The organism is Paracoccus sp. S1E-3, from assembly GCF_013868135.1.
In the GTDB taxonomy this organism is placed as follows: Bacteria; Pseudomonadota; Alphaproteobacteria; order Rhodobacterales; family Rhodobacteraceae; genus Paracoccus.
The window spans coordinates 1,452,152-1,479,105 of the sequence record NZ_JACEMU010000004.1 but is presented as its reverse complement, the minus strand read 5'-3'; the positions used below and the strand labels follow the sequence as shown (position 1 = coordinate 1,479,105).

Genomic DNA, 26,954 nt, shown 5'->3' with positions numbered 1-26,954 from the left:
TCCGGGGGCGGCGCCCCCGGCCGACTGTCACGCCTGCGCGGCGATTTCCGCTTCAAAGGCCCATTCGATCCAGGGCAGCAGCGCCTGCACATCGGCCAGCTCGACGGTCGAACCGCACCAGATCCGCAGACCCGCCGGCGCATCGCGATACGCCCCCAGATCCAGACCCACGCCTTCCTTCTCCAGCCGCTTGGCGACGGCCTTGGCAAAGGCTGCGCCATCCTTGATGCGCGGATCGGTGAATTTCAGGCAAACGCTGGTGGTCGAGGCCGTCGCCGGATCCTCGGCCAGATTCTCGATCCAGTCCCGCGCGGCGCAGAAATCCCAGACGGCCTGTGCATTGGCATTGGCCCGGCCGACCAGACCCTGCAGGCCGCCCACCGATTTCGCCCAAGTGAGCGCGACAAGATAATCCTCGACACACAGCATCGAGGGGGTGTTGATCGTCTCGCCCTTGAAGATGCCCTCGATCAGCTTGCCGCCCTTGGTCATGCGGAAGATCTTCGGCAGCGGCCAGGCGGGCACATGGCTTTCCAGCCGCTCGACCGCGCGGGGCGACAGGATCAGGATGCCATGCGCGCCTTCGCCGCCCAGCACCTTCTGCCAGCTGAAGGTGACCACATCCAGCTTCTCCCAGGGCAGGTCCATCGCAAATGCGGCGCTGGTGGCGTCGCAGATGGTCAGCCCCTCACGGTCCGCCGGGATCTGGTCGCCATTCGGCAGCCGCACGCCGGAGGTGGTGCCGTTCCATGTGAAGACCACATCGCGGTTGAAATCGACGGTGCCGAAATCGACGATCTTGCCGTAATCTGCGATCTGCACCTTGGCATCCAGCTTCAGTTGCTTGACCACATCGGTGACCCAGCCTTCGCCAAAGCTTTCCCAGGCCAGCATCTCGACCGGGCGGGCGCCGAGCAGCGACCACAGCGCCATCTCGACCGCGCCGGTATCCGAGGCGGGGACGATGCCGATGCGGTAATCCGCGGGCACGCCCAGAATTTCACGGGTGGTTTCGATGGCTGCGGCCAGCTTGTCTTTCCCGACAGCGGCGCGATGCGAACGGCCCAGGGGGGCGTCCGACAGCATGTTCAGATCAAAACCGGGGATTTTGGCGCAGGGGCCCGAGGAAAAGCGCGGATTAGCCGGACGCGCAGCCGGTTGCGTATTCGCCATGTGTTACCCTTTCAGGCAAAAGCTCCTCGTTGGGGAGGAGTGTCCCACTGGCGGAAATAAGCCCGGGCCGAAACAAGGGCAAGCGATTTGTTGCGCCTGCCGTAATTTTCACAAAGCTTGCTCAACCCCTGCGACATGACCGCAAATTGCGGTCAGCGCAGCAGGGGCAGCAGCGTCATCAGTTCGGCGATTTCGGAATCGGACAGCTCCGGATCGGGCATGGCGGTTCCCGGTGCGAAATCCTGTGGCGAGCGCAGGAACTGCTCCAGTGATTCGAGATCCCATTGCTGTGCCCCCTTGGCCAGCAAGCCCTCGCTATAGCGGGTGAAATCGCTGGCCGAGGCGATCTGCCGGCCGACGATGTTCAGCAGATAGGGGGCTGTATTGGTCGAATTCGGGCTGATCACGTTATGGCAGGCACCGCAGCCTTCCAGCGCGGTCAGGTTGTTGATCAGCCCGGTGTCCGAGCTTGCCATCTGAAGATTCTCGACCGGCTTCAACATGATGATCTTGCCGCCATCGGTGACCAGAACCATCTGCTTGCCGATGATGTCGATATCGCGGATGCGGTCGCCGATATAGATCGGCTCGACGTAATTGCCGGTTTCCCAGCGGCGCACGCGCAGCAGGCTCTGGCCGCGCAGGGAGGTCACCATCAGGTCGCCGTCCCACGCAGGGTGAAACCCTTCGACATGGATCAGCGCGCTGAGGCCTGGATTGGGCATGAAGGCGACGATGGGCGGGGTATAGCCGCCATGGACGGCACCGGGTGTGGCTGGCTGTTCAGGGAAGGTATAGCCGTTATACAGCGTGCCCATGGAGGTATAGGGCCAGCCATAGTTCTTGCCTTCCTCGATCAGGTTGATTTCGTCGCCGCCCTTCGGCCCGTGCTCGGTCGCGATCAACTCGCCATCCTTGGAAATCGACAGCCCTTGCGGATTGCGATGACCCATTGAGATGATGCGGCTTTCCCCGGTCGTCCGGCTGACCCGCAGGATCTTTCCCAGATCGGTATCGGGCGATTGCGGGGGTGGCACCGACCCGGAAAAGACGTTGCCAATCCCGTTCAGGCTGTAATCGCCAACGGTGATGACGATCTCGTCCGTGCGCGGATCATAGACCATGGCGCCGCCAGCCGATCGGGCCGAATGCCCCCGGCGCAGCGAAAAACTGTCCGTGGTGAAAAACGGCGGCTCGATTCGGAGGATGTCATTTTCCCCCGGCCGCGCCGGGGGCGTGAAACGGCTGATCACCAGCGCCTTGGTGAAGCCCTTATCCCCCATCTGCCCGTAGGAGACGAACCATTCGCGCTTGCCGTCGATCTCGACCGACAGCAGATCGTAAATATCATCCAGAGCCGTGCCATCCGGCCGGACCAGCCGACCGACCTGACGCAGGCAGTCGGGCGCGGCGCATGTATCCGTCGCCAGGTGGAACAGCGTCCCATTGCCGCCCAGAATAAAGGCTTCATCGCCGCCAGCCGGGGCCAGGGCCAGCAGCGGCAAGGGCTTGCCCTCGTCATTGGTAACCTTGATTTCGCGTTGGTGCATGGGAAGCAGCGCCGAATCCAGCAATGCCCTGTCGCTCATGTTCAGATGCATTTTCGGCGCGGCTTCAACGGTTTTCTGGGGCTTCAGCGTCCGCATCGTCTTCACGACGAATTCGAAGACGGGCGTTTTGCGGATGCCCGCATGAAGTCCGACACCAAAGCTGAGAAGCGCAACAAACACGAGAGCGAAGGCAGGCAACAGATAACGACGCATGACAGAGCTACCATTTACGATGCAACCAGAGCGGCCATTGCAGCTTCGTGCACTTCCGCTGATCTGACAAACAAAAAAGACTTATCGGTTCGCAAAAAGCGGGCGTGCCGATGGCAGAGGACGTAAAACCGCGAAGCTTCAGGCCGAGGCGCGAGCCGGATCGCTTGCGGCCGGATCGCTGCCGATGGGGGCGCCCCCATCGGTGAACTGCAGTCGGGCCAACCGCGCATAGAGGCCGCCTTGCGCCACCAGATCGTCATGGCTGCCCTGTGCGACCACGCGGCCATTTTCGAAGACGATGATGCGATCGGCCTTTTTCACCGTCGCCAGCCGGTGGGCGACGATCACCGTGGTGCGGCCTTCGGCCAAGCGGTCCACGGCCTGCTGGACCGCATGTTCCGATTCGGCATCCAGCGCGCTTGTCGCCTCGTCCAGCAGCAGGATCGGGGCATCGCGCAGGATGGCGCGGGCGATGGCGATGCGCTGCTTCTGGCCGCCCGACAGCATCACGCCGCGCTCGCCGAGCTGGCTGTCATAACCCTTGGGCAGTCCGATCAGGAAATCATGGGCGTGGGCGGCACGGGCGGCGGCCTCGACCTCGGCATCGGTGGCATCGGGGCGGCCGAAGCGGATGTTTTCGCGCGCGGTGGTGGCGAAGATGACCGGGTCCTGCGGCACCAGCGCGATGTCCTTGCGAAAATCGTCGCGGTCCATGTCGCGCAGGTCGATCCCGTCCAGCGTGACCTTGCCCGATTTCGGGTCCCAGAAGCGCTGGATCAGCTGGATCACCGTGGTCTTGCCGGCGCCCGAGGGGCCGACAAGTGCCACCGTCTCGCCGGGCTGGATGCTCAGATCGACATCCCTGAGCGCCGACTGATCGGGGCGCGAAGGGTAGTTGAAGCTGACCCCGTCCAGCACGATCTGCCCCCTGACCGGGCGCGGCAGGGCGGTGGGACTGGCCGGATCGACGATGGCGTCGCCAGCCGCCAGCAGGTCGGCCAGCCGTTCGGTGGCGCCGGCGGCACGCTGCAACTCGCCCCAGATCTCGGACAGGGCGCCAACGGCACCCGCGACCAGCACGGCATAGATGACGAACTGCACCAGCTCGCCCACCGACATCAGCCCGGCCTGCACGTCGCGCGCGCCGATCCACAACACCCCAAGCACGCCCGAGAAGATCAGGAAGATGACGATCACGGTCAGCACCGCGCGGGTCGCGATGCGCTTGCGGGCGGAGGTGAAGCTTTCCTCGGTCACGCGGGCGAAATCGGCGCGGGTGGTGGCCTCATGGGTGAAGGCCTGCACGGTCTGCGCCGATTGCAGCGCCTCGGCGGCAAGACCGGAGGAGGCGGCGATCCAGTCCTGGTTCTCGCGCGCCAGCACGCGCAGCCGCCGCCCCAGCCCGATGATCGGGATCAGGATCACCGGCACCAGCAGCAACACCAGCCCGGTCAGCTTGGCCGAGGTCAGAAACAGCATCACCAGCCCGCCGGCCATCAGCAGCATGTTGCGCAGCGCGACCGAGACCGACGACCCGATCACCGACAGGATCACCGTGGTGTCGGTGGTGATCCGGCTGACGATCTCGCCCGTCATCACCCGCTCGAAAAAGGCGGGCGACAGGCCGATGATCCGATCAAAGACGGCCTCGCGGATATCGGCCACGACACGCTCGCCCAACCGGGTGACCAGATAGTAACGCAGTCCCGTGCCCACCGCCAGGGCGGCCACGATCAGCAGCGCGGCTTCGAAATATTCGTCCAGCAGGGCCGAACCGACATCGAAGCCGTCGACCACGCGGCGCACGGCCAGCGGCAGGATCAGGCTGATCCCCGCCGTCAGGATCAGCGCGCCGAGCGCCGCGAAGGCCATGCCGCGATAGGGACGGATGAAAGGCCACAGCGCCGAAAGCGCGCTGACGCGGCGGCTGGAGGGGCGGTCGTGGTCGGTCTTGGGTGCGCGTGCCATGCGTGCCTGTCCTTCGGTTGCACCCCGCTTTAGGCGTCGTGCGCAGGCGCGGCAACCGTCAAAGCCGTATCCGCCCCGCGGCCAAAGCATCGCGCAACTGATCGACCGCCGCCGCCAGACGGCCGTCGATGATGTGCAGATAGCGCGTCCAGTCGCCGACATGGGCCAGATCCTCGGCCCCGTCGGAAATCCCCCGCAACGCGATCAGCGGCAGCCCGAACTGCTGGCAGGCGCGCAGGATCGCGAAGGTTTCCATATCGACCATATCCTCGGGAATGGCCCCGTAGGCCGCGCCGGAAACGATATCGGCCCCCGTCGACAGCGTGGCCAGAGGGATGCCCGGAATATGCAGGTCCAGCGACAAGGTGGCGGGAAGGTCCAGAAACGGCGTGATCCCCCTTGCGAAGCCAAGTGCCGAGGCATCCATATCGCGCCAGCTGACCGAGGATGCCTGATAGAGGCCGCCCTGTTCCAGCCGCGCCGAACCCGCCGACCCCAGCGAGACGACCAGCTTCGGCAATCGCCCTTCGGCCTGCATCCGGGTCAGGGTGATGCCCATGGCAAGCGCGGCCTCGATCGGACCGACGCCGGTCATCAGCGGGGTGAAACGCGCTTGCAGGGCGGGGCCGTATTCGGCCTCGGCAGCCATGACGAACAGGGTGGGGGTGCCGGCAAGATCGGTCAGGAACATGGGCGCGTCTTTCGCTGCGGGACGGTGGTGCGGGCCGCGGGACTCGAACCCGCACGGCCTTGCGGCCCAAAGATTTTAAGTCTCATGCGTCTACCATTCCGCCACGCCCGCAACGGTTTGGAAAGGCATCGATTTCCTTCCCCGGCGGCGCTGAATCTAGCAGCTTCGCCGGCGGGGACAAGCCGAAGCGGCCGGCCGCCGTGCCGAAAATTTGTACGACGTCTTGATCGGGGGACGGGGCGCTGGCAACATGCCCCCGCGGAAGATCGGGTCTGCCTGTCAGGGGCCCCGGCCTTGCCGCCCCGAATGCAGCCAGGGAGGTTTTGTCATGTCCGATTCCGCTTCTTCGCCCGAAACCGAAACCGAAACCGCGCAGTCGACCCCGCGCCGCCGCTTTCTGCGCAACAGCGGCCTTTCGGCCTTTGGCGCGATGCTGGGCATGTCGATCCCGTTCGAACGCAACCTGCCGCAGGGCATCATTCCGGTGGCGCTGGCGCAGGATACCGGGCAGGAACTGATGTCGGGCAAGAAGGGACTGATCGTCCTCAGCGACCGGCCGCTGAACGCGGAGACCCCCGCGCATCTCCTGGATGACGATGTGACGCCCACCGACCGCATGTTCGTGCGCATGAACGGTCTGGTCCCGCAATCAGCCCTCGACGCGGATGCCGAAGGCTGGGTGCTGACCGTGGATGGCGAGGTCGAAAAGCCGCTCGAACTGTCGCTCGACGACCTGAAATCGCAGTTCGAGAACGTCACCCTGCGTCTGGTCGTCGAATGTGGCGGCAATGGGCGGGCGTTCTTTCAGCCCGGCACCTCGGGCAATCAATGGACGATGGGCGCGGTCGGCTGTCCGGAATGGACCGGGGTGCGGCTGGCGGATGTGCTGAACGCGGCCGGAATCAAGTCGAGCGCCGTCTATACCGGCCATTACGGCAACGACCCGCACCTTTCGGGCGAGGAAAAGGACACCATCTCGCGCGGGGTCCCGATCGCCAAGGCGATGGAGCCGGAGGGCATTATCGCCTGGGCGATGAATGGCGAGGACGTCCCCGCCCTGCACGGCTTTCCGCTGCGGCTGGTCATTCCGGGCTATCCGGGCTCGGTCTCACACAAATACCTGACCCGGATCTGGGTCCGCGATCAGGTCCATGACGGCGAGAAGATGGGCGGTTACTCCTACCGGATGCCGGCCTATCCGGTCGCTCCGGGCACTGAGGTGCCCGAGGAAGACATGGTCATTCTTGAGCAGATGCCGGTGAAATCGCTGATCACCTTTCCCGAAACGGGGACGGAGGTGGCATCGGGCCAACCGGCCGAGGTGCGCGGCCATGCCTGGGCAGGGAATGGCGACGTGGCGAAGGTCGAAATTTCGACCGATTTCGGCCAGACGTGGCAGGAGGCGAAACTGGACCCGGCGCCCAACCGTTTCGCCTGGCAGCGCTGGCGGGCGGAAGTGACGCCGCCGCAGCCGGGCTATTACGAGGTCTGGGCGCGGGCGACGGATATGAACGGCGTCAGCCAACCCCCCGTTTCACCGGGCTGGAACCCGCGCGGCTATGCCAACAACATCCAGCATCGCATCGCGCTGATCGCCACCTGACCGCGACACCCCAGCGAATGAGGAACGCCATGCGCCATCTTCTCGCCCCTCTGGCCTTCGCCTGTGCCCTCGGCGCAAGCCTCGCCGCCGCGCAGACCGCACCCGATGCCACCCCGGCATCCCCGCCCAACGCAATATCAGCGGCCGCACCCGAGGCCGCACCCGCGACCGACGCCCCCGCCGAAGTTGCGGCGGATATCCGACCCGACCCGATGAAGGCACTGATCCGCGAGGCAGGGCTGACCTCGCCCAACGATCCGATGACCGCCCTGCGCGCGCCTGAAAAGGCCGAGGGTGACGGTCCGCCGCCCAATCCCGAATTCGGTGGCCTGCCCGACGCGCCAGGCGCCGAGGAGACGTTCTATCAATGCGTCGCCTGTCACTCGACCGAGATCATCAAGCAGCAGCGCGTTACCGACGCCCGCTGGGACGATCTGTGGAAGTGGATGGTGGAACAGCAGGGCATGATCGAACCCGATCCTGAAACGCGCACGACGATCATGAGCTATCTCAAGACGCATTTCTCGTCCGAACGTTAACCACTGGAATGGCGGGCTTTTCTGCACGGCGGCCGGCAAGGCCGAATGGTTTGGCTGGCGAGCGCGCCTGACTTTGGCTAGCGTGGGTGCGAACAGGATTTCATTGAGGTCACGCTGATGCACTTCGTCCCCAAGCTTGCTCTTGCCCTCGGCGCGGCGCTGGCACCTTTTGCCGGCCCCGCACTGGCCGAGACCGACCCGAGCGCGATCATCCGCATCGGTTCGCTTTATGAGCCGCAGAACCTCGACAACACCGCCGGCGCCGGTCAGGGCATCAACGAGGCGTTCAACGACAACGTCTATGAGGCGCTGTTCCGCCTGAACGACGACGGCAGCGTGGTGCCGGTGCTGGCGGCGGATCATACCGTGTCCGAGGATGGGTTGACCCATACCTTCACGCTTCAGGACGGTGTGACCTTTCATTCCGGCGATCCGCTGACGGCGGCGGATGTGAAATATTCGATCGAGCGGGTGCTGGCCGAGGGCTCGAAATCCTCGCGCAAAAGCAGCCTTGCGCCGATTGCCGGGATCGAGACGCCCGACGACAAGACCGTGGTGATCACGCTGAAATCGCGCTCGATCTCGCTGCCCTATAACCTCAGCTATGTCTGGATCGTGAACGATGCCGCGACCGACATCACCGCGACCGAGGATGGCACCGGCCCTTACGTGCTGGACGGCTGGAAGCGCGGCTCGGCGATCTCGCTGAAGGCCTTCGACGGCTATTGGGGCGAGAAGCCGAAGAATAGCGGCGCCACCATCAGCTATTTCACAGAGGCGGCAGCGCTGGACAACGCGCTGCTGACCGACGCGCTGGATCTGGTGACAACGATTCAAAGCCCGGATGCGCTGGCGCAGTTCGAGGACCCGTCGCGTTTCACGATTTCCGAAGGCAATTCGACCGTGAAGGAGATCATGGCCTATAACGACCGTGTCGCCCCCTTCGACAATGTGCAGGTCAGGAAGGCACTGGCGCGCGGCATCGACAAGGCGAAGCTGCTGGAGGCGATCTGGGGCGACCGGGGCATGGTCTTGGGCAGCTTCGTGCCGCCGACCGATCCTTGGTATGAGGATCTGACCGGCGTCGATGCCTATGACCCCGAAAGCGCCAAGGCCCTGCTGGCCGAGGCAGGCTATCCCGACGGCTTCACCTTCACGCTCGACACGCCGAATTACGACCCTCATCCGATCACGGCGGAATTCATCAAGGCCGAACTGGCCAAGATCGGGGTGACGGTGAACATCAACATCATCACCGCCAATGAATGGTATACCAAGGTCTATCAGGCCAAGGATTTTCAGGCGACGCTGCAGGAACATGTGAATCACCGTGACGTGGTGTTTTACGGCAACCCGGATTTTTACTGGGGCTACAACAATGCCGATGTCACGCGCCTGATCGCCGAGGCCGAGGAGGTCGCGACCGAGGAGGAGCACACCGCCAAGCTGCGCGAGGCCAACCGGATCATCGCCGAAGAAGCCGCCTCGAACTGGTTCTTCCTCTATCCGCAGATCGTCGTTTCGGCGGCGAATGTCACCGGCTATCCGGTCAACGGGCTGAACTCGCAGTTCTTCCTGCGCGGGATCGAGAAGTCGAAATAAGCGCCGATGGGCCGCTATCTTCTGCGCCGAACCGTCGTGCTGGCCCTGTCGCTGATCGCGGCGGGGCTGGTGCTGTTCGTGCTGCTGCGCCTGCTGCCGGGCGACCCGGCGGCGGCGCTGCTGTCGGTCGGCGCGGATGAGGCGCAGATCGCGGCGGCCCGTGCGCAGGTCGGATCGGATCAGCCGGTCTGGGTGCAGCTGGGCCGGTTTCTGTCGGACCTCGCGCGTTTCGATCTCGGCAATTCCTTCGTCTCGAACCAGCCGGTCCTGCCCGAGATCCTGGCCCGGCTGACCATCACCCTGCCGCTGACGCTGGCTTCTTTCCTGCTGGCCTTCTGTATCGCCGTGCCCCTGGGCATTGTCGCCGCGGTGCGGGCGGATCGCTGGTATGGGGCGCTGATCTCGGCGGTGTCGCAGCTTGGCATCGCGGTGCCGGTCTTCTGGATCGGGATCCTGCTGGTCTGGCTGGTGGCGATCGAATGGCGGCTGCTGCCGGCCTCGGGCTTTCCCATCGATGGCTGGGCGGATCCTCGGGCAGCGGTCCGGGCGCTGATCCTGCCGGTCATCACCATTGCCATCGTGATGAGCGCCTCGCTGCTGCGCTATGTCCGCTCGGCCACGCTGGACGTGCTGGGCGCGGATTATCTGCGCAACGCCCGCGCCTTGGGCGAGACGCAGGGTCGGGCGCTGATCCGCCACGGCATCCGCAATGGCGCGGTGCCGGTGGTGTCGATTCTGGGGATCGAACTCGCCTCGACCCTGCTGGGCGCGGTGGTGGTGGAACGGGTGTTCACCCTGCCGGGTCTGGGGTCCATGCTGCTTCTGGGCATCCAGCAGCGCGATTATCCCAGCGTGCAGGGGGTGCTTCTGATCTCGACCCTGATGGTGCTGCTGATCGGCTTTGCCGCCGATGTGGTCCAGCGGCTGATCGACCCGCGCCTGCGCGATCCGGGGGCGGGGCGATGAAACGTAACCTGTGGATCGGCATCGTTCTGGTCGGACTGAACGCTGCCGTGGCGCTGCTGACGCTGGTCTGGCTGCCCTACGGCCCGGCCGAGATGGCGGGCGGCCGGCTGTCGCCGCCAAGCTGGGCGCATCCGGCCGGGACCGACCGGCTGGGGCGCGATTACCTGACGCAGGTGATGATCGGGGCGCGGATCGCCATGACCGTGGGCATTGGCGCGACCCTGCTGGGCGGGCTGATCGGGACCACGCTGGGGGTGCTCGCCGCCTTCGCGCGCCGGGGTCTGGACGATGCGCTGGCGGCCACGCTGGACATCCTGATCGCCTTCCCGACGCTGCTGCTGGCGATGCTGGTCGTGGCCGCCAGCGACGGGGCGAGCCTGTGGACCGCCATTCTCGCCATTGGCCTCGCCATGTCGGCGATCATCGCCCGGCTGGTCCGCATCCTGACCAAACGCGTGCTGACGCAGGATTACATCACCGCCGCGCGCTGCTCGGGCCTCGGCTGGGGCAGGATCACCTTTGCCCATATCCTGCCCAATATCTTCCCCACCATCCTCGTCGCGCTGGCGCTGCAATTCGGCCTCGCAGTGATTGCCGAGGCCTCGCTGTCCTACCTGGGCCTCGGCACGCCGCCGCCCAATGCCAGCTGGGGGCAATTGCTGCAGCAGGCGCAATCGACGGTGTTCCGCGCGCCCATGGGGGTGATCGCGCCGGGGCTGGCGCTGGTGTCGCTGGTGCTGGGCATCAACTTCCTCGCCGACGGGCTGCGCGATCTGATCGACTCGGATGGCGAGGCCCTGACCCCCGACGAAGACCTCGAACTGGGCGTGAAAGGGCCGCTGCCATGAGCCTGCTGACCGTCACCGACCTGACCGTTTCCGCCGGCCCGCGCGAGCTGGTCCACGGCGTCAGCTTCGATCTGGGGCCTGGCGAAAGGCTGGGGCTGGTCGGCGAAAGCGGCTCGGGCAAATCGCTGACGGCGATGGCCATCGTCGGGCTGCTGGCGCCCGGCCTGACGGCAGGCGGATCGGTCCTGCTGGACGGGCAGCAGATGGTCGGCCAGCCCGACCGCGATCTGGTGCCCCTGCGCGGCGCGGTCGCGGCGGTAGTGTTTCAGGATTCGCGCGCCGCACTCGACCCGCTGATGCGTCTGGGCGACCAACTGGCCGCGCCGATCCGCCGCCGCGCCGCCCGCGAGGGCCGGGCGCTTTCGGCGGCGGATCTGCGCGCCGAACAGATCCGCTGGCTGGACCGCGTCGCCATCCCGGAGCCCGAGCGCATCCTGAAATCATGGCCCTACGAGGTTTCGGGCGGGCAGCGTCAGCGTATCGCCATCGCCATGGCGCTCGCCTGCGGCCCGCGCCTGCTGATCGCGGACGAGCCGACCACCGCGCTGGATGTTTCGACCCAGGCCGAGGTGCTGGACCTGCTCGACAGCCTTGTCCGCGATGCGGGCCTGTCGCTTCTGTTCATCAGCCACGACCTGCCGGTCGTCTCGCGCGTTGCCGACCGGGTGATCGTCATGCGGCAGGGCCGCGCGGTCGAGGAAGGCGCCACCGCGCGCGTTTTCACCGACCCCCAGAACCCCTATACGCAGGGTCTGGTCGCCGCCGCCCGCCGGCTGGAATCGGCATTGGAGACCCCGGCATGAGCCTGTTCGTGCTGAAGGAGGTCAGCTATGCCTATCCGCGCGGCGACACCGTGTTGCACGATGTCTCGCTGTCGCTGGAGGCGGGGCAGAACCTCGGCATCCTCGGCGAAAGCGGGTCCGGCAAGTCGACGCTTCTGCGGCTTATGCTGGGTCTGGCCGCGCCGAGCGCGGGGGTGCTGACCGCTGACGGCACGCCGCTCGACATTCAGTCCCGCGCCCGGATGCAGGCCCATCGCCGCTTCGCCCAGCCGGTGTTTCAGGATCCCTATACCTCGCTCGATCCCCGGATGCGGATCGGCCGCGCCCTGGCCGAACCGCACGCCGCGCTCGGCCTGCCGGGCGATGCGCAGGCCGAGATCGCCCGAGTGCTGGCGGCGGTGAACCTGCCGCAGGACAGCACCCGGCGGCTTCCGCGCGCCTTTTCCGGCGGCCAGCGGCAGCGCATCGCCATCGCCCGCGCCCTGATCGCGCGGCCCCGCGTGCTGCTGGCGGATGAACCGGTCAGCGCGCTCGACCTGTCCACCCGCGTGCGGGTGATCGACCTCTTGGCCGATCTGTCGCGCGAACTGACGCTGGTGCTGGTCTCGCACGATATCGCCATTGTCGCCGCCCTGTGCCCGCGCCTGATCGTGCTGCAACATGGCCGCGTGGTCGAGGCGGGCGCGACCCGCCAGATTCTGCAAAACCCTCAGCACCCCTATACGCGGATGCTGCTGGCCAGCCTGCCCCGGCTGCCCGAACCGAAGGAGACCGCCCGATGACCTATCAGACCGAGATCGAAGACTGGCGCGCGGATCGCTTGGCCGCGCTGACGGCCGAGGATGGCTGGCTGAACCTGACCGACCGGATCGAGGTCGCGCCGGGCCGGATGACCGTGGGGCGCGCGCCGGATAATGACGTGGTGATCTCGGCCGGGCCGGACCATCTGGGCGTGCTGGATCTTGCCCCGGATGGAACCGCCACCTTTGACGCCGGGGCAGGGCCGCAGCCCTTCCAGCCCGTTCCCGACAACCCGCCGCGCCTGAAGGTCGGCGATCTGCTGCTGGAACGCAGCCAGGTCGAGGGCATCTATGCCCTGCGCGTCCGCGATGCCGCGGCGCCCGCGCGGCAGAATTTCCCCGGCATCGACTATTATCCCCTCGATCCTGCGTGGCGGACCCTCGCTGACTGGATCCTGCTGCCTCAGCCGCAGGATCTGGATATCGACCTGGTGACCGGCGCGCGCGACCGCGTCCGCATCACCCACGAGGCCCGCTTCACCCATGACGGCCAGCAGGTCACTCTGCTGCCGACGCATGAGAAATCCGGCAAGCCGATGTTCGTGATCCGCGACCGGACGGCGGGCGCCGAAACCTACGGGGCCGCGCGCTTCCTAATCGGCGAGGTCGAGGGCGACAAACTGGTGCTGGACTTCAACAAGGCCTTCAACCCGCCCTGCGCCTATACCGATTTCGCCGTCTGTCCGCTGCCGCCGCGTCAGAACATCATTCCCTTCGCGATCCGGGCGGGCGAGAAGAAGCCGGCGGGTCACGACTGATGCAGGGGCGCGCCGGTCATCTGATACATGCGGAGGATTGGAGCGGGCGATGGGCACCAGAAGCAAAATTCCGACAACTTCAGATAGATCTTAATGAATTGAAAATAAACATGAAATATTTTCAAGCCGATCAAGGGAGTTTGGCAATGCTGCGGGAAATGGTGCGGGATCCTGAGCGTGTTTGCCCAAGCTCAAGACTCACTGAATTTCACAGCCAGAACAAGGCGGTTGCGGCGAGCAGGATGGCGGAGAAGAAGGTCTCGGGACATCGGTCGTATCGCGTTGCGACGCGCCGCCAGTCCTTGAGGCGACCGAACATTATCTCGATGCGGTTGCACCGTTTGTAGCGCCGCTCGTCGTATTTGACGGCTTTCCTGCGAGTCTTCCGGCCGGGAGTGCAGGCCTTTGTCCCCTTGTCTTTCCAAGCTTCTCTGAACCAGTCAGCGTCATCGCCCGATCAGCCGGAAGCCACCCTGCCTTCAGCAGGCCGCCCAGCAGCGCCGCAGCGCCGGTGTAATCGCTGACCTGACCGGCCGACATGAAGAAGCCGATCGGGCGCCCCGTTGCATCGGCACGGGCGTGCAGCTTCGTGTTCGCGCCACCTTTGGTCCGCCCAATCCGGCGTCCACGACCCCCTTTTTCACGCACAGGCTCGACGCGGTGCGGTGTGCCTTGAGTTAGGTCGCGCCGATCATGATGGTCTTGTGCTCGGCGCTTCCAGCGGCCAGGCCCACCATGATCCGGGTGACGGCCCCGTTGTCGCTCCGGCGCTTCCAGGCGGTTGTAAAGGGCTCTGCCCGGGCCGTATTCTTTCGGCGCGTCACCCCACTGCAACCCATTACGATTGATGAAGATCATGCCGCTGAGGACACGGCAATCATCGACGGCGGGTTTGCCATGGCTTTTGGGAAAAAAACGGCTTGAGGCGCTCCATCTGGGCGCGGTCAGCAAGCAAAGGTTGCTCATCCATCAGGTCTCCTTGTGGTGCCTGAATCGCGCCAGATGACTGAAATCAACGGGTCTGGGCCTAGTCCTGCCCTGCGTCCGGGACCCCTGGCAGGTTGTTGTCCGAAAGCCAAATCGGGTTTTCGGCATACATATCGCTGATCAGCCGCTTGACCAGGTCGAGATGGCGCGATCTGTCGCCCGCGCGGTAATAGAGGATTACGGGCGAGGTCGCGCCGGGATCGTCGATCACCCGATAGCGCAGGTCCGACCGCATCTGCCGTGCTGAAGACGGGATGATGCAGATCCCGGAATCCGCCGCGACCAGACCAAGCGCGCTTTGGATCTCGCGCATTTCCAGCACGTCGCTGGGGCGGATGTCGTGATCCTGCAAAAGGGTCAGGATCTGGTCGGCATAGCTGGGTCGCGGCGCGTTCGGGTAGACGATCAGCCGCTGACCGGCCAGCATCGACAGCGGCATCGGGCCGTCCTGCTGCGCAAGCGCCGAATCCTCTGGCAGCGCGACCACCAACCGCTCCTGACGCAGGACCGCGCTGGCGATATTCGGATCGTGATGCTTCAGGCGACCAATGCCAAGGTCGATGCGGCCTTCCTTCAGGGCCGGGATCTGCTGGATCGACAGCATTTCAAGCAGCTGGATATCGAGCTCTGGCGCGCTCTGGCGCAGCTTTCGGATAAGCGTCGGCAAGCCGCCATACAGCGTCGAGGCGACAAAGCCGATGGGCAGCACCTGATTGCGGTTCAGCCCGACCCGGCGCGTGGCATCCTTCATCTGGTCGACGCGGCCCAGGATCTGAAGCGCCTGTTCATAGAACAATCGCCCGGCATCGGTCAATTTGATCGGCCGGCTGTCGCGCAGGATCAGGGTAACGCCCAACTCCTCCTCCAGCAGTTGGATCTGGCGGCTCAGCGGCGGCTGCGCGATATGCAATGCCGCTGCGGCACGGGTGAAGTTCCGCTCGCGCGCGACGGCGGTGAAATAGCGCAATTGCCGAAGGTCCAAAGTGATTCTCCCGTTCTCGCGCCCTGATTTTGCCCTCATTTCAGGTATGCTGCGGCGCAGCATACCGCTGAATAGCTGGGTATTTTCAATGATAATACCTTGAAGGTATCATTTCAAACGCAAACGGTGTTGGACTGATGGCACCTGCAAGGCGCAATTTGGCGTCATGGAACATTCATTCGCCCCCTTCGCCACAGGCTCTGCCGCCGCCCCGGTCATCTCTCGGGTTGAAACGGTGATCCTCGATCTGCCGACGATCCGGCCTCACAAGCTGTCGGTCGCGACCATGAACGGTCAGGTGTTGATGCTGGTCCGCGTTCATTGCAGCGACGGGATCGTCGGGATCGGCGAGGGCACGACGATCGGCGGCCTCGCCTATGGCGGCGAAAGCCCGGAAAGCATGAAGACCAATATCGATTGTTGGTTCGCGCCGGTGATGCTGGGGCAGGATGCGACGCGGGTGCAGGCGCTGATGGCGCGGATCGGGCAGATGGTGCGCGAGAACCGCTTTGCCAAATCCGCCGTGGAAACCGCGCTGCTGGATGCGCAGGGCAAGCGCCTTGGCCTGCCGGTCAGCGAGCTTCTGGGCGGGCGCCGACGCGACCGGCTGTCGGTCGCCTGGACGCTGGCCTCGGGCAACACCGCCCGCGACATTGCCGAGGCCGAACAGATGCTGGACCTGCGCCGTCACCGCGTCTTCAAGCTGAAGATCGGCGCGCGCGCGATCCGTGATGACATTGCCCATGTGGCGGCGATCAAGGCCGCGCTTGGCGACCGGGCGGCGGTGCGTGTCGACGTGAACATGGCCTGGTCGGAAACCGAGGCCGCCTTCGGCATGGCCGCGCTGGCGGATGCGGGCTGCGAGCTGGTCGAACAGCCCGTCGCGCAAACCGCCGCGCTGACCCGGCTGGTGCGCCGTTTCCCTGTGGCGCTGATGGCCGATGAATCGCTCACCGGCCCGGAAAGCGCCTTTGAACTCGCCCGCGTCCACGGCGCCGATGTTTTTGCGGTCAAGCTGGAGCAAAGCGGCGGCGCCTTCAACGCCCTGCGCGTCGCGGCCATCGCCGATGCCGCCGGGATAGGCCTTTACGGCGGCACGATGCTGGAAGGCGCGGTCGGCACCGTCATCTCGGCCCATGCCTTCGCGACCTTCGCCAATCTGCAATGGGGCACCGAACTGTTCGGCCCCCTGCTGCTGACCGAGGACATCCTGGCCGAGCCCCTGAACTACAGCGACTTCGCGCTGACCGTTCCGACCGGCCCTGGCATTGGCGTGACTTTGGATGAGGACCGCGTGGCCTTCTTCGCCCGCGACGGCATCCGCAGGACGATCAGCCTGCCCGAGGGAAAGGAGTAGCGATGCTTTACCATGTATCCATGGACGTGAAGATCCCGCGCGATCTGCCCGCCGATGAACGGGCGGAGATTCTGGCCCGCGAAAAGGCCTATTCGCAGGACCTGCAGCGTCAGGGAAAATGGCGTCACATTTGGCGCGTGGCCGGGCAATACGCGAATGTCAGCATCTTCGACGTGCGGGACAATGCCGAGCTGCATGACATCCTGTCCGGCCTGCCCTTGTTTCCGTTCATGGATATCAAGGTCACGCCACTTCTGCGCCACCCCTCAGCCATCCGCGAGGACGATAGCTGACCCCAACGGGACCGCGCCAAGCCGTCCTGCCCAGTTTCAAAATGAATCCAGGAGGAGAACCCGATGACCGTCAAGATTTTCAACCGCCCCGATGTGCAGGAATTCCTGAACGAACTCAGCGGGCTGAACAGCAGCGATGGCAATCCGCGCATGAAGGAGATCGTGCACCGGCTGATGTCGGACCTGTTTCGCGCCATCGACGACCTGAACATCACCCCCGACGAATACTGGACCGGTATTGCCTGGTTGAATGATCTGGGTGCGGCGGGACAGGCGGGCCTGATCTCGCCCGGCCTCGGTCTCGATCACTTCATCGACGAGCGGCTGGACGCCATCGACGCCGAACTGGGGATTGAGAATCCGACCCCCCGCACCATCGAAGGCCCGCTTTACGTGGCTGGCGCGCCGGTCGAACACGGCTTTGCCCGTCTGGACGACGGTCGCGACACCGACGGCCATACGCTGATCATGCACGGCACCGTCTACGGCTCGGACGGCACGCCGCTGCCCGGCGCGCAGGTCGAGGTCTGGCATTGTGACACCCGCGGCTTCTATTCGCATTTCGACCCGACCGGGCTGCAATCCGACTTCAACATGCGCCGCACCATCATCTCCGACGATCAGGGCCGCTACAAATTCCAGAGCATCCTGCCCAGCGGCTATGGGGTGCCCCCCGGCAGCCCGACCGAAAAGCTGCTGACGGCCCTTGGCCGCCACGGCCAACGCCCGGCGCATATCCATCTGTTCATCAGTGCCCCGGATCACCGCAAGCTGACCACCCAGATCAATATCGAGGGCGATCCGCTGATCGACGACGATTTCGCCTATGCCACCCGCGAAGGGCTGGTGCCACGCGTTATCGAGCGCAGCGATGACGAAAGCATCCGCGCCAACAAGCTGAACGGCCCCTTCGCCGAGATCAGCTTCGACATACGCCTGACCGCGCTTGTCGATGGCGTCGACAACCAGATCAACGAACAGCGCCGCCGCGCCGCCGCGTAAGCGGCGCTGTCCGGGCGACCACCTGCGCCGCCCGGACCCTCAGCCCGATCATTCATCACCGACATTGGCAGGGGCTTGCCCGCACCGGGCGCATCCTCTGGGGAAGGAGAACTCATGTCCGCGATCATCGAAAAAGCCCGCGATCTCAATCACCTGCTGGCGGTGGCCGTGCAGGACGACCAGGAAGCCGGTCTATATCGTTGCCGCCGCGACATCTTCACGAACGAGGATCTGTTCGAACTGGAGATGAAGCACATCTTCGAAGGCAACTGGGTCTATCTGGCGCATGAAAGCCAGATCCCGGAAATCAACGATTACTACACCACTTGGATCGGTCGTCAGCCGATCGTCATCACCCGCGACAAGAATGGCGATCTGAACGCCGTCATCAATGCCTGCGCCCATAAAGGCGCAATGCTGTGCCGCCGCAAACAGGGCAACAAGGGCAGTTTCACCTGCCCCTTCCACGGCTGGACGTTCTCCAACACCGGCAAGCTCTTGAAGGTCAAGGATGCCAAGACGACCCAATATCCCGACCAGTTCAACACCCATGGCTCGCATGACCTGACCAAGGTTGCCCGCTTCGAAAGCTATCGCGGTTTCCTGTTCGGCAGCCTCAACCCCGATGTCGCGCCCCTGAAGGACTATCTGGGCGAAACCACCACCATCATCGACCAGATCGTCGATCAGGCCCCCGAGGGACTGGAAGTTCTCCGCGGCAACTCCTCCTACATCTATGACGGCAACTGGAAGCTGCAGATGGAGAACGGCTGCGACGGCTATCACGTCAGCTCGGTCCACTGGAACTATGCCACGACCATGGATCGCCGCAGCGAAACCGGCACCAAGGCCGTCGATGCCAACAGTTGGAGCAAGTCAGTCGCGGGCGTTTACGGCTTCGATAACGGTCATATCCTTTTGTGGACCAATACCAGAAACCCCGAAGTCCGCCCGGTCTACAACCGCCGCGAGGAAATAGCCGCGCGTGTGGGCGAGGACAAGGCCGGTTTCATCGTCAACCAGACCCGCAACCTGTGCCTTTATCCGAACGTGTTCCTGATGGACCAGTTCAGCACCCAGATCCGCGTGGTCCGCCCGTTAGGCGTCGGCAAGACCGAAGTCACCATCTTCTGCTTTGGCCCCAAGGGAGAAAGCGCCGAGGACCGCGCCAACCGCATCCGCCAATACGAGGATTTCTTCAACGTCTCGGGCATGGGCACGTCGGACGATCTGGAGGAATTTCGCGCCTGCCAGACCGCCTATGCCGCGCCCCTGTGGAACGACATGTCGCGCGGCGCGCCGCTGTGGATTCACGGCCCGGACGACAATGCCACCCGCATGGGCCTGACACCGCTGATCTCAGGCGAGCGCAGCGAGGATGAGGGGCTGTTCGTCTGCCAGCACGAATACTGGGCCAAGGTCATGCGCGACGCGCTGCCCGCCGAGAAGAAAGGAGAAGCGGCATGAGCCTCGATCACACCACTTCCGCTATCGGCTATGACGCCATCTGTGCGTTTCTCTACCGCGAGGCGCGCCTGCTGGACGACCGCGAATGGGACGAATGGCTGACCTGCTATGCGCCCGATGCGTCCTACTGGATGCCCGCTTGGGACGACAACGACCAGCCGACCGAGGATCCGCAATCCGAAATTTCGCTGATCTACTATCCCGACCGCAGCGGGCTTGAGGACCGGGTCTTTCGGATCAAGACCGAGCGTTCCGGCGCATCCACGCCCGAGCCGCGCACCAGCCACGCCGTCCTGAATGTCGAGGTGATCGAGGATCGCGGGGCCGAGGTCGATATCCGCTACAACTTTCACACCCTGAACCACCGCTACAAGGTCACGGATCAGTTCTTCGGAACCATGTTCGTGACCCTGCGCAGGGGCGATGACGGGCTGCAGATCGTGGCCAAGAAGATCGTCCTGAAGAACGATTACATCCGCCAGGTCATCGACGTCTATCACGTCTGATCTCCACCCAGCACACATGCGAGGAGGAAGCCATGTGCTACAGGATCGCCCTGAATTTCGAGGACGGGATCACCCGTTTCGTTGACTGCAAAAAGGGAGAGAAGGTTCTTGATGCGGCCTATCGCAAAAAGATCAACCTACCGATGGACTGCTCGGACGGGGTGTGCGGCACCTGCAAATGCCGCGCCGAAAGCGGCACCTATGATCTGGGCGACGAATATATCGACGATGCCCTGACTGGCGACGAGGCCGCCGAGGGGCTGGTCCTGACCTGCCAGATGGTGCCGTCATCCGATTGCGTGCTGTCGGTGCCCACGACCTCGCAGGCCTGCAAGACCGGCCAGCAGTCCTTCGCCGCCACGGTGACGCGGGTTCAGCCGCATCACGACGCCGCCGTGGTGCTGGAACTGGCGGTCGAGGATACCGCTGCCGCGCCGGTCTTTCTGCCGGGGCAATATGTCAATATCGACGTTCCCGGCAGCGGCGCACACCGGTGCTATTCCTTCAGCAGCCCGCCGGGCGAAAATCAGCTTAGCTTTCTGATCAAGAAGATCGCGGACGGGCTGATGAGCAATTGGCTTGCTGGTGCTAAACCGGGCGACCAACTGACCCTGACGGGCCCGATGGGCAGTTTCTATCTGCGCGAGGGTGACGGCCCGCTGCTGTTTTTGGCGGGGGGGACCGGACTTGCCCCCTTCCTGTCGATGCTGGAAGTTCTGGCCCGCGCCGGATCACAGCGGCAGGTTCACCTGATCTATGGCGTCACCCGCGATCTGGATCTGGTGCTGGTGGATCAGTTGGCCGCCTATGCCGACCGCCTGCCGAACTTCACCTATGACACCGTGGTCGCGGACGCGGCTTCGGATCACCCGCGCAAGGGCTGGGTCACGCAGCACATGCCCGAGGACATGCTGGCGACCGGCAAGGTCGAGGTTTATCTGTGCGGCCCCCCGCCGATGGTCGATGCCGTCCGCCGCTATCTGGACGAGAACGCTATCCAGACCGCCAGTTTTCACTACGAGAAATTCACCCCGAACGAACCCCAAAAGGCCGTTGCATGAGCGGGCCTGTCTTTGCAGCCCGCTTCGCCGGCAAGGTTCTGGTTGTCACCGGCGCCGCGCAGGGGATCGGCCGCGCAGTCGCCCTGCGCGCCGCAGCCGAGGGCGGCAAGGTGTTGCTGGTGGACCGGGCCGACTTCGTCGCCGAAGTCGCGGCCGAGGCGGGTGACAATGCGGCCGCATTCAACGCCGATCTGGAAAGCTGGGATGGCTGCGACGCCGCGATGCGTCATGCCGCCCAGACCTTCGGCGGCATCGACATTCTGATCAACAATGTCGGCGGCGCGATCCGCATGCGGCCCTATGCTGAATTCGAACCGGACCAGATCGATGCCGAGATCCGCCGCTCGCTGATGCCGACGCTCTATTGCTGCCGGGCGGTCCTGCCGCATCTGGCAACGCGGGGTGGGGGCACCATCGTCAACGTATCCTCGAACGCGACGCGCGGCATCCACCGCGTGCCCTATTCTGCGGCCAAGGGTGGCATCAATGCCATCACGCAATCGCTGGCGATGGAACTGGCCAGTCAGAATATCCGCGTCGTCGCCACGGCGCCGGGCGGGACCGAGGCACCGCCCCGCCGCATTCCCCGCAATGCCGAAGGTGACAGCGAGGCCGAAAAGGCATGGATGTCGCAAGTCGTGGATCAGGTGAAGCAATCGGCGCCGATGCACCGCTACGGCACCATCGAGGAACAGGCCGCGCCGATCCTGTTTCTGGCTTCGGACGAGGCATCCTACATCACCGGCTCCATTCTGCCGGTCGCCGGTGGCGACACGGGCTGATCGCAGCCAGTCAAACAGCATTTCAGGGAGGAAACGAAATGCGCAATATCGACGTGAACGAGGCGATAGACCGAAGCCCGTTCGGACGGTTTCAATGGATGGTGGTCGCGCTGTGCGGCGTGCTGCTGATCGTGGACGGCTACGACGTTTTCGTGGCCGGGACGGTGCTTCCGACGCTGATCGCCGAATGGGGCCTGACCAAGCCGCAGGCCGGCGCGCTGCAGGCCTGGGCGTTGTTCGGGATGATGTTCGGGGCGCTTGTCCTCGGGTCGCTGGCCGACAGGATCGGTCGCAAGAAGGGGGTCGCGATCAGCTTCGTGCTGTTCACCTCGGCCACCGTTCTGACCGGCTTTGCCAACTCGCCCGAGCAGTTCAAGATCTTCCGCTTCATCGCGGGGCTTGGCTGCGGCGGCCTGATGCCGAACGCGGTCGCGCTGATGAACGAATACGCGCCCAGACGCCTGCGCGGCACCATGGTCGCCATCATGTTCTCGGGCTATTCGGTGGGCGGCATGGTCGCGGCGGGTCTTGGGATCGGGATCATCCCCGAACTCGGCTGGAAGCCGATGTTCTTCGTCGCCGCCGTCCCGCTGCTGCTGTTTCCGCTGGTGCTGTGGAAGCTGCCCGAGTCGCTGGGGTTCCTCATCCGCGAGGGCAGGCAGGAGGAGGCGCGCCGCATCTTCGCCAAGGTCGCCCCCGATACACCGCTTGCCGAGGATGACCGGCTGGTTTTCAGCGAGAAGAAGGGCGCCTCCGCCTCGGTCGCCGAACTGTTCCGCCACGGCCGCAGCCTGCCGACGCTGATGCTCTGGGCTTCGTTCTTCTGCTGCCTGCTGCTGGTCTATCTGCTGTCGTCCTGGCTGCCCAAGGTGCTGCAAGAGGCCGGCTATGCCGAGCGCGCCAGCCTTCTCAGCCTGTTCGCGCTGAATTTCGGCGGCATGGCAGGCGCGGTGGCCGGCGGCTGGCTGGGCGACCGGTTGGGACTGCCGAAGGTCGTCATCGGCTATTTCGCCGCCGCGGCGCTGTCCATCGCGCTGATCGGCATGAACCCGGCACCGGCGGTGCTGTTCCTGCTGGTCTTCATCGCCGGGGCCACGACCATCGGCACGCAGATCCTGCTCTATGCCAGTGTCGCGCAACTCTACAATCTGTCTGTGCGCTCGACGGGTCTTGGCTGGGCCTCGGGGGTGGGCCGGATCGGCGCCATCGTCGGGCCGACGATCGGCGGGGTGCTGTTGGCGCGGGAATTGCCGCTGGGCCAGAACTTTCTGATCTTCGCGATCCCCGCGGCAATCGCCGCCATGGCGATGCTGGTCTACGCGCTGAGCAACCCCGGCAGCGGCAATGCGGCAGCATCTGCCGCGCCGGAAGATGACAGCCTTGTCGTGAAAGCCTGACCATGCCCTATCTGGACCTGCCGACCCATCGCATTCATTACCGGATCGACGGGCCGGCAGCGGACAGACCATGGCTGACCTTCTGCAACTCCCTGGGCACCGATATGCATATGTGGGACGCCCAAGCCGAAGCCTTGGCCGGCGATTTCCGCATCCTGCGCTATGACCGGCGCGGCCATGGCAAATCATCTGTGCCACCGCCGCCCTACGGCCTGGCCGATCTGGGCGGCGACGTGATCGCGCTGCTGGATACGCTTGCGATTGGCCGAACGCACTTCTGCGGCCTGTCCATTGGCGGACTGACTGGGCAGTGGCTGGCGATCCATCACGGCGCGCGGCTCGACCGCGTTGCGGTCAGCGCTACCTCCGCGCGGATCGGCACCGCTGACGGCTGGAATGCCCGCATCGCCGAGGTTCGCACAAACGGACTTATCCAGCTTGTCCCCGCGACCGCAGAACGATGGTTCACACCAGCCTTCCGCCAGCAGGGCCCTGCGACCGTGGACCAGATCCTGACCAGCTTTGCGGCGACCGCGACCGAGGGCTATGTCGGGTGCTGTGCGGCCCTTGCGGCGGCGGATTTGCGCGACTGTCTTGACCAGATTGCCAACCCGTTGCTGGCGATTTCGGGCAGCGAGGATCCGGTCTGTCCGCCGGCCGATCTTGACGCCATCGCAAAGGGCGTCCGCGACGGGCGACACCTTTCGCTGCCCGGCCGCCATATCGTAAACGTGGAGTCCGCCGCACAATTCAATACCAGCCTGAGGGCTTTCCTCAGTTGAGGTGCCACACGTTACTTGACCTCACCGCGGATGTTCCTCGCGCCGCAGTCGGACGGTATTCTGGCGGGTACTGACAGGATACCGAATCTCGGCACCGCCTGCCGCATGCAGTTACAGCTCGGTCGCTGCGGCGCCGGACGCCACTTCTCACCCTACTTCCAGCTGGCAATCACATGACCGGCACGTCCCGTCCTTTACTCCGCCTCCCTGCCGGTCTGATTGGTGATGTATGATTTCGAATGGTCCTGGCCAGCATTCGACGCGATGGTCGCTGATTTGCTGGCTGTAGATGTCTGGCCTACGCCTTGGCATCATCATGAGAAAAAGGTGAAGGCAGGGGGCGGAACTCAAGGACGTTCGGTCAAAGGTGGTGATCCAGTCGGCTCGGACTGCCTCCATCTCAGCTAAGTGCAGCCGAGAGGCCAGCTTTATGGCGGACATAGCGTCGCTAGGCTGGCACCTTTACACGGACAGTGTCGTAGGAGCGTGGCTGCTGAAACAGCGTATGGCTGAAACCGTCATCAGGCCTGGGAATTGGAACTCGTGGCCTCCACTGTATCCCGGCGACCAGTCTCGCCTCGAGCGAGCGGCAGGCGGAAATTACTCTCGCAACAGGCAGTTTTAGGCTACCGATCTATGCGCCTGGCGCATAGCTCAACCTGAACTCGCGTTTAAGCACACGCTTCACCGTTCTTCACCGCCCCGGTTTTTATGACGCGCTACAGGATGTTGCGGGACGCGGTGATGAGTTCAAGAGAGGTATCTGCCGCTATTCGCTAAAAATTCATAGTTTCCAGTGGCTAAGACCGTCCTGGTGGCGGCTGGTTTGGAGCGGGTGATGGGAATCGAACCCACGTATTCAGCTTGGAAGGCTGCTGCTCTACCATTGAGCTACACCCGCAACGCGCCCCTTTTAGGCTGCGTCAGCGCCTCGCGCAAGGCTTGGTGGTGCGGATCGCGCAGGGCTTTGGCGTGTCGCGGCCCGAATGGCATCGACCCCTCTGAACCGATCCGACCCTCACGCGCCACGCTGTGAACCGTGGAAAAGATCGCTTCCCGGCCGGCAGCGCCGCAATACCTCTCCCCTTGCCGACGCAGACCGAATCAAGCGAGGGGGCGCTTCAATATCCGGCAAAGCGCGCCTTGCCTCACCCCAATCGCGCGGGCAGGGACAGTCCGCGCAAGATCTCCGATGCCTCCATCGGGCGCTTTCCGGCGCGTTGCGCCTGCAGCACCTCGACGGCGCCGATGCCACAGGCCACCCGAAAGCCGCCCAAGACCTCGCCCGGCGCCCCGTCGCCGGCAATCACGCGCGAGCGCAGCAGCTTCACCCGCTCGCCCGCGATCTCGCACCAGGCGCCGGGAAAGGGTGACAGCCCGCGAATCAGCCGGTCGACCTCGGCCGCGGGACGGGTCCAGTCGATCCGCGCCTCGGCCTTGTCGATCTTGCTGGCATAGGTGACGCCCTCGGCGGGCTGCGGCACCGCCGCCATTGGCAACCGCGCCAGCACATCGACGATCAGCCCGGCGCCCATCGCGGCCAGCCGGTCGTGCAGATCGGCGGTGGTTTCCTCGGGCCCGATCGGTGTGCGCGCCTCGGCCAGCACCGGCCCTGTGTCCAGCCCCGCCTCCATCTGCATGATGGCGACGCCGGTTTCGGCATCGCCCGCCATGATCGCGCGGTGAATGGGCGCCGCGCCCCGCCAGCGCGGCAGGATCGAGGCATGGATGTTCAGACAACCCAGCCGGGGTGCATCCAGCACCGCCCGCGGCAGGATCAGCCCGTAAGCCACGACCACAGCCACATCGGCCCCGAGCGCCGCAAATTCGGCCTGCGCCTCCGCCCCCTTCAGCGAACGTGGGCAGCGCACCTCGATCCCCAACGCCTCGGCGGCGGCCTGCACCGGCGAGGGGCGCGGCTTCTGGCCCCGGCCCGCCTCGCGCGGGGGTTGGGTATAAACGCAGATGACCTCATGCGCTGCGGCAACCGCTTTCAGCGCTGCGACCGAAAATTCCGGCGTTCCCATGAAGACAACCCGCATCGCGCCCTCTTTCACTTTGGTCCCAATATCCTGGGGTCCGGGGCAAAGCCCCGGCGGCCCTAGCCCCGCTTTGCCAGCTTGCCGGATTTCGCCACCAGCATCTTGCGCCGCAGGGGCGTCAGATGATCGACATAGACCTTGCCGTTCAGATGATCGATCTGATGCTGAACCGAGGTCGCCCACAGCCCGACGAAATCCCGCTCCTCGACCTCGCCCTGTTCGTTCAGGAAGCGCACCGTCACCGCACGCGGTCGGGTGATATGGGCCGAGACGCCGGGCAGGTTGGGGCTGGCTTCCTCGTGACTGCGGAACTGGACCGAGGAATGCAGGATTTCCGGGTTGGCCATTCGCACCGCCTGTCCGCGTTTGTCCGAGGCATCGACCACCGCCAGCCGCAGCATGATCCCGATCTGCGGCGCGGCAAGGCCCACACCCGGCATGGCCTCCATCGTGTCGACCATGTCGTCCCAGATCATGCGGACGGCCTCGGTCACCGCCTCGACCGGCTGCGCGGCGATGTGCAGGCGGCGGTCGGCATAGGGCAGGAAGGGGCGGGCGGTCACGCGGCGCAGCCGCCCTGCTTGAGAACGCGTTTGGTCGAAGCGGGATATTTCGCCAGCATGGCCGGCGGACGCACCGGTCGCCGGGCGAAATTGCCGCCGCAATTCGGGCAGATCCCGCCCAGCACGTCATGCGCGCAATCGGGGCAGAAGGTGCATTCGAAGGTGCAGATCAGCGCCGGGGCGTCGGGCGCGAGATCGCGGTCGCAGCATTCGCAGTTCGGACGAAGTTCCATCATCAGA

25 protein-coding genes, 2 tRNA genes and 1 pseudogene are annotated in these 26,954 nt (G+C 64.8%); 17 read left to right on the top strand and 11 right to left on the bottom strand.

The genetic code is table 11. The annotated features are described in order from the left end of the window. Positions 1-27 precede the first annotated feature (27 nt). The 5 genes from H1S04_RS07365 to H1S04_RS07345 form a co-directional block, all read right to left on the bottom strand. A complete protein-coding gene (locus tag H1S04_RS07365) occupies positions 28-1,173 on the bottom strand; it encodes a phosphoserine transaminase (protein ID WP_181744856.1) in 1,146 nt (381 codons plus the stop codon). Positions 1,174-1,325: 152 nt separating this feature from the next. Then, on the bottom strand, positions 1,326-2,936 hold the full coding sequence (locus H1S04_RS07360; RefSeq protein ID WP_181744855.1) for a PQQ-dependent sugar dehydrogenase: 1,611 nt from the start codon (positions 2,934-2,936) through the stop codon (positions 1,326-1,328). Positions 2,937-3,074: 138 nt separating this feature from the next. Further along, positions 3,075-4,904, bottom strand: coding sequence for an ABC transporter transmembrane domain-containing protein (locus H1S04_RS07355; RefSeq protein ID WP_181744854.1), 1,830 nt, complete (start codon positions 4,902-4,904; stop codon positions 3,075-3,077). A gap of 58 nt (positions 4,905-4,962) precedes the next feature. Further along, positions 4,963-5,595, bottom strand: coding sequence for a 5'-methylthioadenosine/S-adenosylhomocysteine nucleosidase (locus H1S04_RS07350; RefSeq protein WP_181744853.1), 633 nt, complete (start codon positions 5,593-5,595; stop codon positions 4,963-4,965). 25 nt (positions 5,596-5,620) lie between these two features. After that, positions 5,621-5,706, bottom strand: a tRNA-Leu gene (locus H1S04_RS07345). Between the two features lie 217 nt (positions 5,707-5,923). On the opposite strand from H1S04_RS07345, the gene H1S04_RS07340 reads away from it, so the two are divergent. The 8 genes from H1S04_RS07340 to H1S04_RS07305 all read left to right on the top strand — a co-directional run bounded on the left by H1S04_RS07340 (position 5,924) and on the right by H1S04_RS07305 (position 13,493). Beyond that, positions 5,924-7,198, top strand: coding sequence for a sulfite oxidase (locus H1S04_RS07340; RefSeq protein ID WP_181744852.1), 1,275 nt, complete (start codon positions 5,924-5,926; stop codon positions 7,196-7,198). Between the two features lie 29 nt (positions 7,199-7,227). Next, on the top strand, positions 7,228-7,737 hold the full coding sequence (locus H1S04_RS07335) for a cytochrome C-552 (RefSeq protein ID WP_181744851.1): 510 nt from the start codon (positions 7,228-7,230) through the stop codon (positions 7,735-7,737). A 117-nt stretch (positions 7,738-7,854) separates the two neighbouring features. Further along, positions 7,855-9,339, top strand: coding sequence for an ABC transporter substrate-binding protein (locus H1S04_RS07330; protein ID WP_181744850.1), 1,485 nt, complete (start codon positions 7,855-7,857; stop codon positions 9,337-9,339). A 6-nt stretch (positions 9,340-9,345) separates the two neighbouring features. Continuing rightward, on the top strand, positions 9,346-10,305 hold the full coding sequence (locus tag H1S04_RS07325; protein ID WP_181744849.1) for an ABC transporter permease: 960 nt from the start codon (positions 9,346-9,348) through the stop codon (positions 10,303-10,305). Then, entirely contained in the window at positions 10,302-11,153 is an 852-nt protein-coding gene (locus tag H1S04_RS07320; RefSeq protein WP_181744848.1) for an ABC transporter permease, read from the top strand. Before H1S04_RS07325 ends, H1S04_RS07320 begins: the two co-directional genes overlap by 4 nt. Beyond that, on the top strand, positions 11,150-11,956 hold the full coding sequence (locus tag H1S04_RS07315) for an ABC transporter ATP-binding protein (protein ID WP_181744847.1): 807 nt from the start codon (positions 11,150-11,152) through the stop codon (positions 11,954-11,956). The genes H1S04_RS07320 and H1S04_RS07315 overlap by 4 nt, the downstream gene beginning before the upstream one ends. Further along, positions 11,953-12,717 carry an ABC transporter ATP-binding protein gene (locus H1S04_RS07310; protein ID WP_181744846.1) on the top strand — a complete coding sequence of 255 codons (765 nt, stop codon included), beginning with the start codon at positions 11,953-11,955 and terminating at the stop codon, positions 12,715-12,717. Before H1S04_RS07315 ends, H1S04_RS07310 begins: the two co-directional genes overlap by 4 nt. Further along, positions 12,714-13,493, top strand: a complete 780-nt coding sequence (locus H1S04_RS07305; protein ID WP_181744845.1) for a DUF1684 domain-containing protein — start codon at positions 12,714-12,716, stop codon at positions 13,491-13,493. The genes H1S04_RS07310 and H1S04_RS07305 overlap by 4 nt, the downstream gene beginning before the upstream one ends. 208 nt (positions 13,494-13,701) lie before the next feature. Here the strand turns inward: H1S04_RS07305 and H1S04_RS07300 are convergent. Beyond that, positions 13,702-14,459, bottom strand: a pseudogene (locus H1S04_RS07300) (IS5 family transposase). A gap of 61 nt (positions 14,460-14,520) precedes the next feature. Next, positions 14,521-15,462, bottom strand: coding sequence for a LysR family transcriptional regulator (locus tag H1S04_RS07295; protein ID WP_181744844.1), 942 nt, complete (start codon positions 15,460-15,462; stop codon positions 14,521-14,523). A gap of 166 nt (positions 15,463-15,628) precedes the next feature. Here H1S04_RS07295 and H1S04_RS07290 point away from each other — a divergent pair, with 166 nt between their 5' ends. The 9 genes from H1S04_RS07290 (at position 15,629) to pcaD (ending at position 24,109) form a co-directional block, all read left to right on the top strand. Beyond that, the gene (locus H1S04_RS07290; RefSeq protein WP_181744843.1) at positions 15,629-16,819 is read left to right on the top strand and encodes a muconate/chloromuconate family cycloisomerase; all 1,191 of its coding nucleotides are present in this window, start codon (positions 15,629-15,631) and stop codon (positions 16,817-16,819) included. A 2-nt stretch (positions 16,820-16,821) separates the two neighbouring features. Next, on the top strand, positions 16,822-17,112 hold the full coding sequence (gene catC / locus H1S04_RS07285) for a muconolactone Delta-isomerase (protein ID WP_181744842.1): 291 nt from the start codon (positions 16,822-16,824) through the stop codon (positions 17,110-17,112). Between the two features lie 63 nt (positions 17,113-17,175). Beyond that, entirely contained in the window at positions 17,176-18,114 is a 939-nt protein-coding gene (catA, locus tag H1S04_RS07280; protein WP_181744841.1) for a catechol 1,2-dioxygenase, read from the top strand. Between the two features lie 114 nt (positions 18,115-18,228). Further along, positions 18,229-19,581 (top strand): Rieske 2Fe-2S domain-containing protein, encoded by a 1,353-nt coding sequence (locus tag H1S04_RS07275; protein ID WP_181744840.1) that lies wholly within the window; start codon positions 18,229-18,231, stop codon positions 19,579-19,581. After that, positions 19,578-20,087: a benzoate 1,2-dioxygenase small subunit gene (gene benB, locus H1S04_RS07270; RefSeq protein ID WP_181744839.1), complete on the top strand. Its 510-nt coding sequence runs from the start codon at positions 19,578-19,580 to the stop codon at positions 20,085-20,087. Before H1S04_RS07275 ends, benB begins: the two co-directional genes overlap by 4 nt. A gap of 32 nt (positions 20,088-20,119) precedes the next feature. Beyond that, positions 20,120-21,148 (top strand): benzoate 1,2-dioxygenase electron transfer component BenC, encoded by a 1,029-nt coding sequence (benC, locus tag H1S04_RS07265; RefSeq protein WP_181744838.1) that lies wholly within the window; start codon positions 20,120-20,122, stop codon positions 21,146-21,148. Beyond that, positions 21,145-21,930, top strand: coding sequence for a benzoate diol dehydrogenase BenD (benD, locus tag H1S04_RS07260; RefSeq protein WP_181744837.1), 786 nt, complete (start codon positions 21,145-21,147; stop codon positions 21,928-21,930). Before benC ends, benD begins: the two co-directional genes overlap by 4 nt. A gap of 38 nt (positions 21,931-21,968) precedes the next feature. Further along, positions 21,969-23,327, top strand: a complete 1,359-nt coding sequence (locus H1S04_RS07255; protein WP_181744836.1) for an MFS transporter — start codon at positions 21,969-21,971, stop codon at positions 23,325-23,327. Positions 23,328-23,329: 2 nt separating this feature from the next. Then, on the top strand, positions 23,330-24,109 hold the full coding sequence (gene pcaD, locus H1S04_RS07250) for a 3-oxoadipate enol-lactonase (protein WP_181744835.1): 780 nt from the start codon (positions 23,330-23,332) through the stop codon (positions 24,107-24,109). A gap of 827 nt (positions 24,110-24,936) precedes the next feature. Here pcaD and H1S04_RS07245 read toward each other — a convergent pair. The 4 genes from H1S04_RS07245 to H1S04_RS07230 form a co-directional block, all read right to left on the bottom strand. After that, positions 24,937-25,010, bottom strand: a tRNA-Gly gene (locus tag H1S04_RS07245). A 247-nt stretch (positions 25,011-25,257) separates the two neighbouring features. After that, entirely contained in the window at positions 25,258-26,151 is an 894-nt protein-coding gene (gene fmt, locus H1S04_RS07240; RefSeq protein WP_181744834.1) for a methionyl-tRNA formyltransferase, read from the bottom strand. A gap of 59 nt (positions 26,152-26,210) precedes the next feature. Then, positions 26,211-26,714, bottom strand: a complete 504-nt coding sequence (def, locus tag H1S04_RS07235; protein ID WP_181744833.1) for a peptide deformylase — start codon at positions 26,712-26,714, stop codon at positions 26,211-26,213. Further along, positions 26,711-26,950, bottom strand: a complete 240-nt coding sequence (locus H1S04_RS07230) for a DUF1272 domain-containing protein (RefSeq protein ID WP_181744832.1) — start codon at positions 26,948-26,950, stop codon at positions 26,711-26,713. Before H1S04_RS07230 ends, def begins: the two co-directional genes overlap by 4 nt. Positions 26,951-26,954 lie beyond the last annotated feature (4 nt).

Bases quoted from the DNA above. Each gene is read 5' to 3' on its own strand.
- H1S04_RS07365 (WP_181744856.1), bottom strand. From the start codon at position 1,173: ATGGCGAATACGCAACCGGCTGCGCGTCCGGCTAATCCGCGCTTTTCC.
- H1S04_RS07360 (WP_181744855.1), bottom strand. From the start codon at position 2,936: ATGCGTCGTTATCTGTTGCCTGCCTTCGCTCTCGTGTTTGTTGCGCTT.
- H1S04_RS07355 (WP_181744854.1), bottom strand. From the start codon at position 4,904: ATGGCACGCGCACCCAAGACCGACCACGACCGCCCCTCCAGCCGCCGC.
- H1S04_RS07350 (WP_181744853.1), bottom strand. From the start codon at position 5,595: ATGTTCCTGACCGATCTTGCCGGCACCCCCACCCTGTTCGTCATGGCT.
- H1S04_RS07340 (WP_181744852.1), top strand. From the start codon at position 5,924: ATGTCCGATTCCGCTTCTTCGCCCGAAACCGAAACCGAAACCGCGCAG.
- H1S04_RS07335 (WP_181744851.1), top strand. From the start codon at position 7,228: ATGCGCCATCTTCTCGCCCCTCTGGCCTTCGCCTGTGCCCTCGGCGCA.
- H1S04_RS07330 (WP_181744850.1), top strand. From the start codon at position 7,855: ATGCACTTCGTCCCCAAGCTTGCTCTTGCCCTCGGCGCGGCGCTGGCA.
- H1S04_RS07325 (WP_181744849.1), top strand. From the start codon at position 9,346: ATGGGCCGCTATCTTCTGCGCCGAACCGTCGTGCTGGCCCTGTCGCTG.
- H1S04_RS07320 (WP_181744848.1), top strand. From the start codon at position 10,302: ATGAAACGTAACCTGTGGATCGGCATCGTTCTGGTCGGACTGAACGCT.
- H1S04_RS07315 (WP_181744847.1), top strand. From the start codon at position 11,150: ATGAGCCTGCTGACCGTCACCGACCTGACCGTTTCCGCCGGCCCGCGC.
- H1S04_RS07310 (WP_181744846.1), top strand. From the start codon at position 11,953: ATGAGCCTGTTCGTGCTGAAGGAGGTCAGCTATGCCTATCCGCGCGGC.
- H1S04_RS07305 (WP_181744845.1), top strand. From the start codon at position 12,714: ATGACCTATCAGACCGAGATCGAAGACTGGCGCGCGGATCGCTTGGCC.
- H1S04_RS07290 (WP_181744843.1), top strand. From the start codon at position 15,629: ATGGAACATTCATTCGCCCCCTTCGCCACAGGCTCTGCCGCCGCCCCG.
- catC (WP_181744842.1), top strand. From the start codon at position 16,822: ATGCTTTACCATGTATCCATGGACGTGAAGATCCCGCGCGATCTGCCC.
- catA (WP_181744841.1), top strand. From the start codon at position 17,176: ATGACCGTCAAGATTTTCAACCGCCCCGATGTGCAGGAATTCCTGAAC.
- H1S04_RS07275 (WP_181744840.1), top strand. From the start codon at position 18,229: ATGTCCGCGATCATCGAAAAAGCCCGCGATCTCAATCACCTGCTGGCG.
- benB (WP_181744839.1), top strand. From the start codon at position 19,578: ATGAGCCTCGATCACACCACTTCCGCTATCGGCTATGACGCCATCTGT.
- benC (WP_181744838.1), top strand. From the start codon at position 20,120: ATGTGCTACAGGATCGCCCTGAATTTCGAGGACGGGATCACCCGTTTC.
- benD (WP_181744837.1), top strand. From the start codon at position 21,145: ATGAGCGGGCCTGTCTTTGCAGCCCGCTTCGCCGGCAAGGTTCTGGTT.
- H1S04_RS07255 (WP_181744836.1), top strand. From the start codon at position 21,969: ATGCGCAATATCGACGTGAACGAGGCGATAGACCGAAGCCCGTTCGGA.
- pcaD (WP_181744835.1), top strand. From the start codon at position 23,330: ATGCCCTATCTGGACCTGCCGACCCATCGCATTCATTACCGGATCGAC.
- fmt (WP_181744834.1), bottom strand. From the start codon at position 26,151: ATGCGGGTTGTCTTCATGGGAACGCCGGAATTTTCGGTCGCAGCGCTG.
- H1S04_RS07230 (WP_181744832.1), bottom strand. From the start codon at position 26,950: ATGATGGAACTTCGTCCGAACTGCGAATGCTGCGACCGCGATCTCGCG.